Below are 13,972 nucleotides of genomic sequence, written 5' to 3'. Positions count from 1 at the left end.
GGTCAGACCAACCGGACCACCATCGGCGAGATCCCGGCCATCCGCACCGGCGAGATCTTCACGACGTCACCGGACTGGGGTGCCTCGACCATGCGGCCGTCGCCGAGGTACAGGGCCACGTGGCCGGGCCAGAACAGCATGTCGCCCCGCTGTCGCGTGGCCACCGGGAACTGCGGCCCGGCGGTGTACTGGTAGCCGGTGTAGTGCGGGAGCGCCTTGCCGATCCCGGCGAACGCGTAGATCATCAACCCCGAACAGTCGAAGCCGATCTTGTTGTAGTCACCGTGCCAGTCGGCGACCCCGCCGTCGCGGATGCCACGGGTGGGCCCGTTGGCATCGCCGCCTCCCCACGCGTACGGCATCCCGAGCTGGGAGAGGGCGCGGTTGACGACGGTCTCCACGCGAGCACTGTTCGAGGGGGTCCCGGCATTCCCGCCCTGGCCGGCGCCCGGCCCGGGCGCCGCCGGCCCCTGGGCGATCGAGCCGAAGTCGGCCCGACTGATCGCGTCGGCGACCTGCTGCACGATCGCCTCGGTGTCACCGTTGATGCCGGCGTCGACCGCCGCGCCCACGCTGCCGGCGTCGATGGTCCCCCCGATGGCGCGGGTCGCCTCGTCCGAGGAGCCCCCGGCGAACTGCCGGACCGCACCCAGGTCGAGATGCGACGGGAGCGCGGAGGCGATGTCGGCCGCCTGCTCCCCGGCCTCCGGCTGGCCCGCGAGGACACTGAGGGCCTCCGCGCGCATCGCTTCTGCGTCGACCGCGTCCGCGGCGTCGACCCGTGGCCCCGCCGGGGTGGCACCCGACTCCGCGAGGGCGGCGCGGTGCTCGTCCAGTTCACGGGTCAGCGCGACGACCCGGTCCTCCAGAGCGGTGACGTCGCCCGCGACCCTGGAGACCTCCGCCTCGGCGGAGGCCCGACGCTCGGCGGCGTCCGAGTAACGCTGCTCGGCGGAGTCGCGGGCGGCCACTGCCTCGGACTCGCGCCGGGCGGCCTCATCGGCGGCCGCCACCATCTCCCCCACCACGGTGCGCTGGTCGGCCGCGGCTCGCTGGAGATACTCCTGGCGCAACCCGGCATCCGCCGGCCCGCCGGGATCGAGGATCGCCGACGCCGCGCCCGGTGCGGTTCCCTGCCGGTGCAACAGCCGTGAATAGTCGTCGAGGGTGCCGCGCGCGGACTCGACGCCGAACTCCGCCTGCTCGCGTTCGGCGGAGGTGCGGTCTGCCTCGGCGACGGCCCGGTCGAGTTCGATCCGGGCCATCTGGAGGTCGACCAGGCTCTTATTGACGCCCTCCCGGCTGACCGCGATCTCCTCGCGGGTCTGGTCCAGTCGGGCGCTGGCATCGGCGACGGCACGGATAAGGCCGGAGATGTCGCCGGGCGCGACCGCGGTGACCTGCTGGGCTCCGGCCACCGGCGCCTGCACCGCACCGGCGGCTGTTCCCAGGACCAGCACCGCGGCCAGTGCCGCCCGCCCGGGTGCCCTTCCGGGATACCTGCGTGTGCGCGCCCCTCGGGCACGGTTCGACGAATGGTCAGGCTCCACGTTTCACCTTCCGCTGACCGCACCGGGGTGCGGCTGACCGCGCGACCCGCACGGCGGGACGCGAGACCGAGGCGGTGTCGGCGGCCGGTGATGCCTTCCCCTGCGCCACTGGAGCCTCAACACGACTCGGTAGAACCTAGTGTTCCTTTAGCACCGTAGGTCACAGGGAACACATGTGAAACATCGGTCGGCAAAATACACTGCTGTAACTTGCATAACAGCAGGACTGACGGCGTGTCGCGAACTGGACACCGCTGTCGGAAAAGCGACGTTTCGGCGTCTTCTCAGCGTGAGCGACGTCGCAGGACGATCGCGAAGGCGACGAGCGCGAGCACGGTGACCACGATCGCGGCCGCGGTCAGGGCGCCCCATGGCGGAGCGGGGGCGGTGACCTTGTGGGCGAAGACCGCGGCGGAGGCCACCGGGTCGAACTCCTCCCAGGCGTCGTCCTGTCCGGCCTCGAGTCGGTGGCGCGGGATCGAGTCGCTGGAGCTACCGATGAACACCGGGGTGCGCACGAGGATCGTGCCGTCGTACTCCTCGCCCAGGAGCGCCGCGAGGTCACGGGCGTCCGTGTAGACGGTCGCCGGCGCCTCGGTGTAGACCACTTTCAGGTCCAGGCCGCGATCACCGGCCTCGTCCACCACGGTCCGGAGGCCCTCGACGAACCGTGCAGGTGCGGAGACCCCGTCGTCGGCGAGGTCGGCGACCACGGCCTGGTAGTCCAACCAGGGCGGGACCTCGTCCTCCCGTAACGACATGATCGGCTCGGCCGCATACGCGAGCACCGTCACGGGATCGGAGGGAGTGTCCACGTGCGACATGGTGCCATCTCTCCGTCGTCGCCCACGAACCCACGCGCCGCTCGTCGGCGATAACCGCAGTCGCGTGCCCACGTTCGGGCGTGCCGGGGGCTATACAGGACGGGCGTACTGGTAAATTGGCGGCCGAAGACGGATCACAGGGTCCACAATGGATGCTGTGTCCGCCCCGGCGCCGCCGCCCGAGACAGACGCGGTGACACCGGGAGGGATGACGAACCGACATTCGCACCACGAGTGGAGCTGACGTGACAGCAAGCATTGATAGTTTCGGCGCCAAGGGGACCCTTGAGGTCGGCGACGAGGCCTACGACATCTACCGCCTGTCGGCGGTCCCGGGAGCGGAGAAGCTCCCTTACTCCCTCAAGGTCCTCACCGAGAACCTCCTGCGCACCGAGGACGGCAAGAACGTCACCAAGGCGCACATCGACGCCCTGGCGAACTGGGATCCCAACGCCGACCCGGACACCGAGATCCAGTTCACGCCCGCCCGCGTGATCATGCAGGACTTCACCGGCGTGCCCTGCATCGTCGACCTCGCCACGATGCGCGAGGCCGTCGAGAAGCTCGGCGGCGACCCGGACAAGGTCAACCCCCTCGCCCCCGCCGAGATGGTCATCGACCACTCCGTCATCATCGAGTCGTTCGGTGACCACAGCTCGTTCGACAAGAACGTCGAGATCGAGTACCAGCGCAACGAGGAGCGCTACCAGTTCCTCCGCTGGGGCCAGGGCGCGTTCGACGACTTCAAGGTCGTCCCCCCGGGCACCGGCATCGTCCACCAGGTCAACATCGAGTACCTGGCCCGCACGGTGATGGTCCGCGACGGCGTCGCCTACCCCGACACCTGCGTGGGCACCGACTCCCACACCACCATGGAGAACGGCCTCGGCGTCCTCGGCTGGGGTGTCGGCGGCATCGAGGCCGAGGCCGCCATGCTCGGCCAGCCGATCTCCATGCTCATCCCCCGCGTCGTGGGCTTCAAGCTCACCGGGTCGATCAAGCCGGGCGTGACCGCCACCGACGTGGTCCTCACGATCACCGAGATGCTGCGCAAGCACGGCGTCGTCGGCAAGTTCGTCGAGTTCTACGGCGCCGGCGTCGCCGCCGTGCCGCTGGCCAACCGCGCCACCATCGGCAACATGAGCCCGGAGTTCGGCTCCACCTGCGCCATGTTCCCGATCGACGGCGAGACCATCGACTACCTGCGCCTGACCGGTCGCGACGAGGCGCAGCTCGCGCTGGTCGAGGCCTACGCCAAGGAGCAGGGCATGTGGCTCGACCCGGAGGCGGCCGAGCCCGAGTTCTCCGAGTACCTCGAGCTGGACCTCGGCGACGTCGTCCCGTCGATCGCCGGCCCCAAGCGCCCGCAGGACCGCATCGAGCTGTCCGACTCCAAGAGCGCGTTCCGCAAGGACATCCACAACTACGTGGACGGCGAGGCCAAGCCGCTCGGTGACACCGAGAAGGGCCGGATGCAGTCCGAGGGCGGTGCCCCGTCGGACAACGCCGGCAAGGTGACCCTCGCCCATGCCGAGGAAGGTGCGGTCCGCGCCGACGCGTCCACGCGTTCCGAGGGCCGCCCGTCGAAGCCGGTCGAGGTCAAGGTCGGCGACACGGAGATGGTGCTGGACCACGGCATCGTGTCCATCGCGTCGATCACCTCGTGCACCAACACCTCCAACCCGTCGGTGATGATCGGCGCCGGGCTCGTCGCCCGCAAGGCGCACGAGAAGGGCCTCACGGCCAAGCCGTGGGTCAAGACCTCCATGGCCCCGGGCTCGCAGGTCGTCACCGAGTACTACGAGCGTGCCGGTCTCTGGCCCGACCTGGAGGCCCTCGGCTTCCACCTCGTCGGCTACGGCTGCACCACCTGCATCGGCAACTCCGGTCCGCTGCCGGAGGAGATCTCCGCCGCGATCCAGGAGAACGACCTCACCGCGACCGCCGTCCTGTCCGGTAACCGCAACTTCGAGGGCCGGATCAACCAGGACGTCAAGATGAACTACCTGGCGTCCCCGCCGCTGGTCATCGCCTACGCGATCGCAGGCTCGATGGACTTCGACTTCGAGAATGACTCGCTGGGCAAGGACAAGGAGGGCAACGACGTCTTCCTCAAGGACATCTGGCCCACCTCCGAGGAGATCGAGGAGACCATCAAGGCCTCCATCTCGTCCAACGAATACAAGTCCAAGTACGCCGACGTGTTCGCCGGAGACGAGCGCTGGCGCGGTCTCAGCACCCCGGACGGCAAGACCTTCGAGTGGGACCAGAAGTCGACCTACGTTCGCAAGGCCCCGTACTTCGAGGGCATGGAGATGGAGCCGGAGCCGGTCACCGACATCAAGGGCGCCCGCGTCCTGGCCAAGCTCGGCGACTCGGTCACCACCGACCACATCTCGCCGGCGTCGACCATCAAGCCGGGTACCCCGGCGGCGCAGTACCTCGACGCCAACGGCGTGGAGCGCAAGGACTACAACTCCTTCGGCTCCCGCCGCGGCAACCACGAGGTCATGATCCGTGGCACGTTCGCCAACATCCGGCTGCAGAACCAGCTGCTGGACGGCGTGACGGGCGGTTACACCCGGGACTTCACCCAGGAGGGTGCGCCGCAGGCGTTCATCTACGACGCCGCACAGAACTACGCCGAGCAGAACACCCCGCTCGTCGTACTCGGCGGCAAGGAGTACGGGACCGGCTCCTCGCGTGACTGGGCCGCCAAGGGCACGCGCCTGCTCGGCGTCCGCGCCGTGATCACCGAGTCGTTCGAGCGCATCCACCGCTCCAACCTCATCGGCATGGGCGTAATCCCGCTGCAGTTCCCCGAGGGCGAGTCCCACGAGACCCTCGGGCTCGACGGCACGGAGACCTTCGACATCTCCGGCATCGAGGAGCTGAACAACGGCACCACGCCCAAGACGGTCAAGGTCACCGCCACCAAGGAGGACGGCCAGGTCGTCGAGTTCGACGCCAAGGTGCGCATCGACACCCCCGGTGAGGCGGACTACTACCGCAACGGCGGCATCCTGCAGTACGTCCTGCGGAACATGATCAAGGGCTGATCGGCCTCCCACATCAACGGCGGTGCGCGGTTTCCCCTGCTCAGGCAAGGTGACTGCGCACCGCCGCGGTGTTTCCGAAGGAAGGTTGCGAGATGCCCAGGGTCAGTCAGGACCACATGGACGCCCGGCGACACCAGATCCTGTCAGGCGCACGTGAGTGCTTCGCCGAGTACGGGTTCGAGGGCGCCACGGTGCGTCGTCTGGAAGAGGCCACCGGACTGAGCCGGGGTGCCATCTTCCACCACTTCGACGACAAGGACGCGCTCTTCCTCGCACTCGCGCACGACGACGCGGCGGCGATGGCCGCCACCGTGGCCGCGCAGGGTCTGGTCCAGGTGATGCGGGAGATCCTCGCCGACCCCCAGGAGTTCTCCTGGCTCGGGACGCGTCTGGAGATCGCCCGGCGGATCCGCACCGACCCGGACTTCCGGGAACGGTGGACGGACCGACAGGCGGAGGTCGACGCGGCGGTCGTGGCCCGCCTCCGCGAACAGAAGGCGTCCGGAAGGATGCGCACCGACATCCCCGCGGATGTGCTGCGTGTGTACCTCGACATCGTGCTCGATGGCCTCATCACTCACCTGGCGACGGGTCGCGGCACCGAGCACGTCAGCGAGATGCTCGACCTCGTCGAGGCGTCCCTGCGGACCGGGCAGGGGTGACCCGGAGCCGGTCTCCCGCCGGGCCTGCCGCCTCCGCCGCCTCCGCAGGTTCCCGCCGCCTCCGCAGGTTCCCGCCGAGAAGAGGAAAACGCGCGTATCGGTCGAGTGAGCGTGCACGAGATCCTCTTCTCGGCGGGGCCACGGGAACGGCGCGTACGTTGGTCGCATGTCCACACCTGACACGCAGATCCCCCAGCTCACCCTGAACGACGGCCGCTCGATCCCCCAGGTCGGATTCGGCACCTTCCAGGTCCCGCCCGCCGACACCGAGAAGGTCGTCACCGACGCGATCGAAGCCGGTTACCGCCACCTCGACACCGCTCAGATGTACGGCAACGAGGAGGGCGTGGGCCGGGCCATCGCGGCGTCCGGCATCCCGCGCGACGAGTTCTGGATCACCACCAAACTCAACAACACCTTCCACGAACGCACCGCCGCCCGTGAGGCCACCGAGCGCTCGCTCGAGGCCCTGGGCGGGCGCATCGACCTCTACCTCGTGCACTGGCCACTGGCGATGCACAACGACGTCGCCACCGTGTGGGAGACGATGGAGGAGATCCGCTCCGACCTGGCCGTCGACTCGATCGGCGTCTCCAACTTCACCGCGGCGAACCTCGCGCGACTGGCGGAGGCCGGCCTGAGCACCCCGACGGTCGACCAGATCGAGTCCAACCCGTACTTCGTCAACGACGACCTGCGCACGGCGTGCGTCGAGCGGGGCATCGCCGTGGAGGCGTGGAGTCCGCTGGCCCAGGGCGCGGTCTTCGGTGACCCCCAGTTGCAGGCGCTCGCCGAGCAGGTCGGGCGCACGGTGTCCCAGGTCGTGCTCCGGTGGGTGCTGCAGCGGGGCGACATCGTCTTCCCCAAGTCCTCGAGCCCGGCCCGCATGCGCGAGAACCTCGAGGTGTTCGACTTCGAGCTGTCGGACGAGCAGATGGCTTCCATCACCGCGCTGCACAACGGCACCCGTTCGGGCCCGGACCCGGACAGCTTCGACTGGCGCGGCTGACCCCACCGCCTGACCCCACCGCCAGACCCCGGCTCCCGACCCCGTCGCGAAGACAGTTCCGCACACGTTTGCCGAGAGGTAGGTGTGCGGAACGCTCTTTTCGACGGCGCGACGGGCCGCAAGCGCCCTAGAGTCGGTCCATGACCACCACCGCGGCCACGGGCGGGGAGCCCGGCGCGGGCGGGGCTCCCCGCGGCGCGCCGGGCCGGACAGCGACCGACCGGTCCACCACGGCCCCGGTCCTCGCCTCGTACGCGGCGGGCAGCCTGGGCACGGGTGCGTTCGGCACCCTGCCCGGTTTGGTGCTGGCGTACTACCTCACCGACTCGATCGGGGTGGCGGCCGCCGTCGCGACGGTGCTCGTGCTGGTGCCCAAGGTCATCGACGTCCTGGCCTACCCGCTCATCGGCGCGATCTCGGACAGGGCGTCCCACCGCAGCGGCTATCGCACGGGCCTGATGCTGTTCGGCGCGCTGGCCCTGCCGCTGCTGTTCGTGGCGACCTTCTCGGCGCCGCCCGGCTGGAGCACGGGCGCGGCCGGGGTGTGGGTGATGGGCTTCTTCCTCCTGGCCTCGATCGCGTATTCGTGCTTCCAGGTGCCGTATCTGGCACTGCCGGCCGAGCTCACCGATGACGCCGCCGCCCGCGTGACGCTGCTGGCGTGGCGGGTGGCCGTTCTTGCCGCGGCGATCCTGCTCACCGGGGGCGGGGGCCCGGCGCTGCGCGACGCCGCCGGCGGCGGGCCCACCGGATACGTGGTGATGGCCGTCGGGGTCGCCGCGCTGATGCTCATGGGCATGCTGTGGTCGACGTTCGTGGCGGGCCGCCGCACGATCATGCGGGCCGACGCGCCGGCCGGTGGGCTCGCGCACGAGTATCGCGACGGACTCGACGCGCTGCGGGTCACGCGGCCGTTCCGGCTGCTCGTCGCGGTGTTCTGTCTGCAGGCTGTCGCGACGGCCGTGATGCTCGCGGGCGGCCAGTACGTGGCGACCTACGTGCTGGGTGACGAGACCGCTCTGACCGGGCTCTTCCTCGCACTGGTGGGCCCTGCGCTACTCGTGATGCCGCTGTGGACCCGTCTCGCGCACGCCCGCGGGAAGGTGCCGGCGCTGGCCGCGGCCACGGCGCTGTTCACGGTGGCGACCCTGCTGCTCATCCCGGCTGGCTTCTCCCCCGGCGCGTGGGTGCATCTCCCGGTGGCGCTGGCTGGTGTCGCGTACGCGGGCATGCAGGCTCTACCGATGTCGATGCTGCCCGACTGCACCGACCTGGATCGCTCGTTGGGGGGACGACGACGAAGTGGGGCGATGAGCGGCCTGTGGACGGCGTCGGAGACCGGCGCGATGGCCCTGGGCCCGGTCGTCGTGCTCGCCCTGTTGGCATTCGGTGGTTTCCGCTCCGGCGGGGTGTCCGATCAGCCCGGGACGGCGCAGTGGGCCATCGTCCTCGCGTTCTCCCTGGTCCCCGCGATACTCGCGGGCGCTAGCCTGCTGCTGATCCGGACTCTCGGCCGGTCCTATCCCCGATGGACGGAGCGAACATGACCCCCGATCCCCTCGCCCTGGAGATCACCGATCGCGGGGAACACGCGCTGGCCCGCCTCGCCGCGATGCGGGCGCAGGACCCGCCGACCACCGGGGGCCGGGTCTTGTCGTACGTCTACGATTCCGGGCTCGCCGAACTCGACGAACTGGCGACCCGCGCGGCTCGTCTCGCCCATGGCGTCAACGGCCTCGACCCCACGGTGTACTCCTCGGTCGCCCGGATCCACGGCGGCATAGTCGACCGTGTGCGCGAGATCCTCGGGGGCGGCGACGATGTCTTTGGCAACGTCACCTCGGGCGGCACCGAGAGCTGCATGCTCGCCTGCCTCGCCGCCCGCGAGGTCTCCGGTCGACAGCCGGGCGACGGTGGAACGATCGTCGCGCCGGTGACGGTGCACGCGGCGTTCCGCAAGGCCGCGCACCTGCTGGGCCTGAGGTTCGTCGGCGTCGAGGTCGATCCCGGGACGGGGCGGGTGACCGCCGCCGAGCTCCTCGCGGCGGTCGATGGGGACACGGTGCTGGTGGTGTGTTCGGCGCCCGCCTACCGGAACGGCGTGATCGACCCCGTGGCCGAGGTGGCCGCCGGTCTCGAGGCCGAGCACGATCCGCGCATCGGGCTGCACGTCGACGCCTGCCTCGGCGGCCTGGTGCTGCCGTTCTGGCCCGGTCCGGACCCCGCCGGTCCGGACGCTACCGGTCCGGACGCCACCGAGCCGAACCCGATGCCGCTCTGGGACCTCCGTGTCGCGCGGGTCACCAGCATCTCGGCGGACGTACACAAGTACGGTTTCGCACCCAAGGGCACGTCGGTGCTGCTCAGCCGGGGCCGCGAACGCCACCGGGCGGCATGGTTCGCCACTGTCGACTGGCCCGGCTACCCGGTGGTCAACCCGACGCTCGCCGGATCCAAGCCCCTCGAACCCGCCGCGGCGGCGTGGACGGTGCTCGAGGCGCTCGGCGACGGCGGGCAGCGTGAACTGGTCGCCCGGACCGCCCGGGCGACCGATCGGTTGGTCGACGGGTTGTCCGGCATCGAGGGGCTACGAGTCCTCGACCGCGATCCCGGCCCACTGCTGGCGGTCGTCGCCGACGAGTCCGCCGGAGACGGCCGGCGCGTTCACCCGCACCTCTGGGCGGATGCCTGCGCCCGGAGGGGCATCGCCGTCCAGGCGCAGCCCGCCTACCGCCAGAAGCGAGGGACCTTGTCGTCGTCGTCCCACCTCACCATCACCCCGGTGACCGAACGGCTCGTCGAGGAGATCCTCCGCGTGGCGTTTGAGGCCGCAGACGAGGTCCGCGGGCAGCCTGATCCAGTTCCTCCAACGGGGTTCGCCGACGTGCTCGACGCGCTCGAGACAGGGGCCCTCTCCCCCGCCGACCTGCTCGCCCTGTCGGAGGACGAGGTCCATGCGCTCGTGGGTGGCGTCCTCGCCGACGACGAGGCCGGGGCCGAGGGTGGCGGCGATGCGGGGATGGCGCCGCTCCTCGCGGCGATCGAGCGGCTGCCCGCCGGCGTGGGCGGCCGCCTGGTCCGCGCCTACCTCGCGGCGGTGATGGAGTGACGGTGATGGAGTGATTCAGGCGAACTCCGCCTGAATCTCGGCAGACGCCCGGAACCACCGACCGATGTACGGCACCGCGATAGGAGCGGGATTCGCCCGGAGGTACCGCACGAACCAGTCGGTCAACCCGTCCCACTGGGCGTGATCGCCCGGGGGATGGAGTCCCCATCCCAGTTCGGTGAGCGTCCAGTGCGCTTTGGCGGAGTTGCGCAGCATAGATGTCGTCACCCAGTTCGCCTCGGTGTCCTCTCCCCCACGGGACACCGGCTGCAGGTGGTCGATGGTCGGGAACAGCTCCCAGAACGCGAAGTGCGATCGCGACATCGCCCAGTTCGGATCCGCGGGGAAGTCCTCCGGAAGCAGTACGGAGAGCAGCCGTAGCGCCCCGGGGTTGACCAGACGCGTCCCGCTGTAGCGGTCGACGAACCCGTCGCGGTAGAAGAGACGCAATGACCTCCGTTCCGTGTAACTCCGGGACGTCTTCTCCACGGGCACGAACGGGTAGCGGAGGCCGAGTATCCGACTGCCTTCGTCAAGCCCAACGGTCTCGATCGCATCGGCGACATCCGCCAGCACATCCGCCTTGTCCTCGAGCTCCGGCGCGGCCACTCGTGCACCAGGGACATCGCGGGTCGCGTCATCCATCTACTCGCCCTCCACTCCGGGTTGCGGTCTTAATCCCAGTGTGAGCGGCCCATACGACAAGCGCCCCCCGACTCGAGATCGGGGGGCGCGGTCCGCATACGGGGCGATGCCTCAGACGAGGACCGCGACCGCGACGTTGACGATGCCCAGGACACCGGCGGCGTGGGTCAGGGTCGCGGTGCTGCCCTGGGCCTTGGCCTCCTTGCGTACGCCGATGATCGCGACGACGAGGATCACGACGGCGACCAGCAGCTTGATACCGATCTTCATGTGGTTGAGGTCAGCGTCCTGCATCTCGCGCAGGCCCACGAGCAGCAGTCCGGTCACCACCTGGAGGATCGCGCCGTGCAGGATGCCCTTCGCCATGTAAGGCGCCTTGATGGTGGCGAGCCAGCCACCGATGATCCCGGCGAGACCGATGAAGTGCAGGATGAGGATGATCTGGATGACAGTGTCCATAAGGCGTATTGTCTCAGGTCAACGCGGAATCGCCGCAGGTAAGGGTCTCCTGTGTGACGCTCGACTCGGTCGGCCTGGATGCTGCGTGTGACGCACCCCGACGGGCGGCGCCGCTACCTGGTCTCGTGGCTCGAATGCGGCAGGACGACCACGGGGCAGTGCGCGTGCGCCACGACGTGCTGACCGACCGAGCCGAGCAGCATCCCGGTGAACCCGCCTCGCCCGCGGCTACCGACCACCACGAGCCGGGCGTCCTCAGAGGCAGCGATCAACGCTTCGGCAGCGTGGCCCTGCAGGACGGCCGGCTTGTACGAGGCGTCATCCCCCAGGGCGTTGCGCACCGCGTCCGCGAGCATCTCGCGCGCACTGCTCTCCAACTCGGAGGAGTCTTCCCAGCCGGCCATCGCATACGGGCCGTAGACCGCTGGCAATTGATACGCGGTCAGGGCGATCAGTGGCGCGTCGAGCGCTGCCGCGTACTCGGCTGCCCACTTCAGGGCCCGTAGCGAATCCGGTCCGCCGTCGACTCCGACGACTACTGGCCTGTTGTCCATGAGCTGTCCTCCTCCGGCGAGATGCCGACGGTGCCCCGGACTGTCGTGCACCGACGACACCTTCCACCGTAGACCTGCCGGAGAAGTCCCGTGAGGTTACGCGAGTTCGACGGCCACTTACGCGAACGTCCGCGTGCCCTCGCTGCGCTCGGTTACGCGAGTTCGACGATCTCCATGTACTCCTGGCTCCACAGGTCCTCCGTGCCGTCCGGCAGGATGATGACCCGCTCAGGCTCCAACGCCTCCACGGCGCCGGGGTCGTGCGTGACCAGCACGACCGCACCCTCATACGTCCGTAGAGCGTCGAGGACCTGCTCGCGCGAGATCGGGTCCAGGTTGTTGGTCGGCTCGTCGAGCAGCAGCACGTTGGCCGCCGAGGACACCAGCCCGGCCAGCGCCAGACGCGTGCGCTCACCGCCGGACAGCGTGCCTGTCGGCTGCTCGAGTTGGGGGCCGGTGAACATGAACGCCCCCAGCAGACTGCGCAGTTCCTGCTCCCCCGCGTCCGGCGCGGCGTGGCGGATGTTCTCCCACACGCTGGCGTCCATGTCCAGGGTGTCGTGCTCCTGGGCGAAGTAGCCGATCTTGAGCCCGTGCCCGGAGACGACGCCGCCCTCGCCGTCGGTGCGTTCCACACCGGCGAGCAGCTTGAGCAGCGTCGTCTTGCCGGCACCGTTGTAGCCCAGCACCACCACGCGGCTGCCCTTATCGATCGCCAGGTCCACGCCGGCGAACACCTCGAGCGAGCCGTACATCTTGGTCAGGCCCTTGGCGAACAGCGGCGTCTTGCCACAGGCCGCGGGAGTGGGGAACTTGATCCGCGCGGCCTTGTCGGCCACGCGGACCTCGTCGAGATTGTCGATCATGGCGTCAGCACGCCGGATCATCTGCTTGGCGGCGGCCGCCTTGGTGGCCTTGGCGCCCAGCTTGGCGGCCTGCATCTTGAGCTGCGAGGCCTTCTTCTCCGCATTCGCCTTCTCACGTCGGCGCCGGGCCTCGTCCGTGGCGCGGGCGTCGAGATACTTCTTCCACCCCATGTTGTAGGCGTCGATCTCCCCGCGCACGGCGTCGAGGAACCACACCTTGTTCACCACGGCCTCGAGCAGCTCGACATCGTGGGAGATGATGATCAGCCCGCCCTCGTGCTTCTCGAGGAACTGGCGCAGCCAGGTGATGGAGTCGGCGTCGAGGTGGTTGGTGGGCTCGTCGAGCAGCAGCATGGTCTGCGACTTGCCGGCACCGTCGGAGGCGGCGAACAGGATCCGCGCCAGCTCCACGCGTCGACGCTGACCGCCGGACAGGGTGCCCAGATTCTGGGTGAGGATCCGGTCCTCCAGCCCCAGGCTGTTGCAGATGCGGGCGGCCTCGCTCTCGGCCTCGTACCCGCCGCGGGCGGAGAACTCGTCCTCGAGGCGTCCGTACCGGCGCACGGCCTTGTCCATGGCCTTGTCGTCCGGCGCGGAGACCATCTGCTCCTGGGCGGCGGTCATGTCGGCCATGATCACGTCCAGTCCGCGCGCCGAGAGCACCCGGCTGCGCGCGAGCTGGTCCATGTTGCCCTCACGCGGATCCTGCGGCAGATATCCCAGGTCCCCGGTCCGGACGACCTTCCCGGCGTAGGGCTCACCCTCGCCGGCGAGGATCCTCATCGTCGTCGTCTTACCCGCGCCGTTCCGTCCCACCAGGCCGATCCGGTCGCCGGGCTGGACCCGCAGCGAGGACCCGTCCATGTGGAGCAGGGTGCGCACGCCGGCGCGCACCTCAAGGTCGTCGATGGTGATCACGTGCGCGGGTACCTCGCTGTAGCGTTCGGGGAAGAGTCGGCGGCCCGCCCGCTGACGAGTCCGGGCCGACCTGCCACTCTACCTGCGGCGCGAGTGCGCCGACGAGTCCGGTGACGTGGGTCTCCGCGACCAGAGAGCGTGCGCCGAGTTCGCCTTCCGGCGGATTCTCTTGCCGCGCGTCGGTCGCTGCGACCTGTGGGCGGCCTGACTGGCGTACGTCAGATGAGGTCGGCGCCTTGGCGGCGTCGCGTCCTGCTGGCCGCGGCCCGTCCGCTGTGTGCAGCCGCTCCTGGCCCTGGCGTTTCGCTTCTGCAGAT

The 13,972-nt window shown here is 69.6% G+C and carries 11 protein-coding genes; 5 read left to right on the top strand and 6 right to left on the bottom strand.

The window, feature by feature from the left end:
- Nucleotides 1-2: 2 nt before the first annotated feature.
- Both CK206_RS20225 and CK206_RS02675 read right to left on the bottom strand, forming a co-directional pair.
- Nucleotides 3-1,550 (bottom strand): NlpC/P60 family protein, encoded by a 1,548-nt coding sequence (locus CK206_RS20225; RefSeq protein WP_254050460.1) that lies wholly within the window; start codon nucleotides 1,548-1,550, stop codon nucleotides 3-5.
- Between the two features lie 284 nt (nucleotides 1,551-1,834).
- Nucleotides 1,835-2,374 carry a DUF6676 family protein gene (locus CK206_RS02675; protein WP_069390484.1) on the bottom strand — a complete coding sequence of 180 codons (540 nt, stop codon included), beginning with the start codon at nucleotides 2,372-2,374 and terminating at the stop codon, nucleotides 1,835-1,837.
- Between the two features lie 245 nt (nucleotides 2,375-2,619).
- Here CK206_RS02675 and CK206_RS02670 point away from each other — a divergent pair, with 245 nt between their 5' ends.
- The 5 genes from CK206_RS02670 to CK206_RS02650 all read left to right on the top strand — a co-directional run bounded on the left by CK206_RS02670 (nucleotide 2,620) and on the right by CK206_RS02650 (nucleotide 10,213).
- A complete protein-coding gene (locus tag CK206_RS02670; protein WP_096905462.1) occupies nucleotides 2,620-5,433 on the top strand; it encodes an aconitate hydratase in 2,814 nt (937 codons plus the stop codon).
- A 92-nt stretch (nucleotides 5,434-5,525) separates the two neighbouring features.
- Nucleotides 5,526-6,095, top strand: a complete 570-nt coding sequence (locus CK206_RS02665) for a TetR/AcrR family transcriptional regulator (RefSeq protein WP_069390485.1) — start codon at nucleotides 5,526-5,528, stop codon at nucleotides 6,093-6,095.
- A gap of 166 nt (nucleotides 6,096-6,261) precedes the next feature.
- Complete coding sequence (locus CK206_RS02660) at nucleotides 6,262-7,104, top strand: aldo/keto reductase (protein ID WP_096905461.1); 843 nt, start codon at nucleotides 6,262-6,264, stop codon at nucleotides 7,102-7,104.
- A gap of 140 nt (nucleotides 7,105-7,244) precedes the next feature.
- On the top strand, nucleotides 7,245-8,651 hold the full coding sequence (locus CK206_RS02655; RefSeq protein ID WP_254050459.1) for an MFS transporter: 1,407 nt from the start codon (nucleotides 7,245-7,247) through the stop codon (nucleotides 8,649-8,651).
- On the top strand, nucleotides 8,648-10,213 hold the full coding sequence (locus CK206_RS02650) for a pyridoxal-dependent decarboxylase (RefSeq protein ID WP_096905460.1): 1,566 nt from the start codon (nucleotides 8,648-8,650) through the stop codon (nucleotides 10,211-10,213). Before CK206_RS02655 ends, CK206_RS02650 begins: the two co-directional genes overlap by 4 nt.
- 15 nt (nucleotides 10,214-10,228) lie before the next feature.
- Here the strand turns inward: CK206_RS02650 and CK206_RS02645 are convergent, their stop codons facing one another.
- From CK206_RS02645 to CK206_RS02630, 4 genes are all read right to left on the bottom strand, one after another.
- Nucleotides 10,229-10,858 carry an HNH endonuclease gene (locus CK206_RS02645; RefSeq protein ID WP_069390488.1) on the bottom strand — a complete coding sequence of 210 codons (630 nt, stop codon included), beginning with the start codon at nucleotides 10,856-10,858 and terminating at the stop codon, nucleotides 10,229-10,231.
- A 111-nt stretch (nucleotides 10,859-10,969) separates the two neighbouring features.
- On the bottom strand, nucleotides 10,970-11,317 hold the full coding sequence (locus CK206_RS02640; RefSeq protein ID WP_096905459.1) for a hypothetical protein: 348 nt from the start codon (nucleotides 11,315-11,317) through the stop codon (nucleotides 10,970-10,972).
- Nucleotides 11,318-11,430: 113 nt separating this feature from the next.
- Entirely contained in the window at nucleotides 11,431-11,871 is a 441-nt protein-coding gene (locus CK206_RS02635) for a universal stress protein (protein ID WP_096905458.1), read from the bottom strand.
- A 152-nt stretch (nucleotides 11,872-12,023) separates the two neighbouring features.
- Nucleotides 12,024-13,655, bottom strand: a complete 1,632-nt coding sequence (locus CK206_RS02630) for an ABC-F family ATP-binding cassette domain-containing protein (protein WP_096905457.1) — start codon at nucleotides 13,653-13,655, stop codon at nucleotides 12,024-12,026.
- Nucleotides 13,656-13,972 lie beyond the last annotated feature (317 nt).

Source organism: Dietzia sp. WMMA184 (assembly GCF_002441635.1).
GTDB classification, from domain to species: domain Bacteria; phylum Actinomycetota; class Actinomycetes; order Mycobacteriales; family Mycobacteriaceae; genus Dietzia; species Dietzia kunjamensis.
The sequence above is the reverse complement of the archived record's forward strand: the minus strand, read 5'-3'. Positions and strand labels throughout refer to the sequence as shown.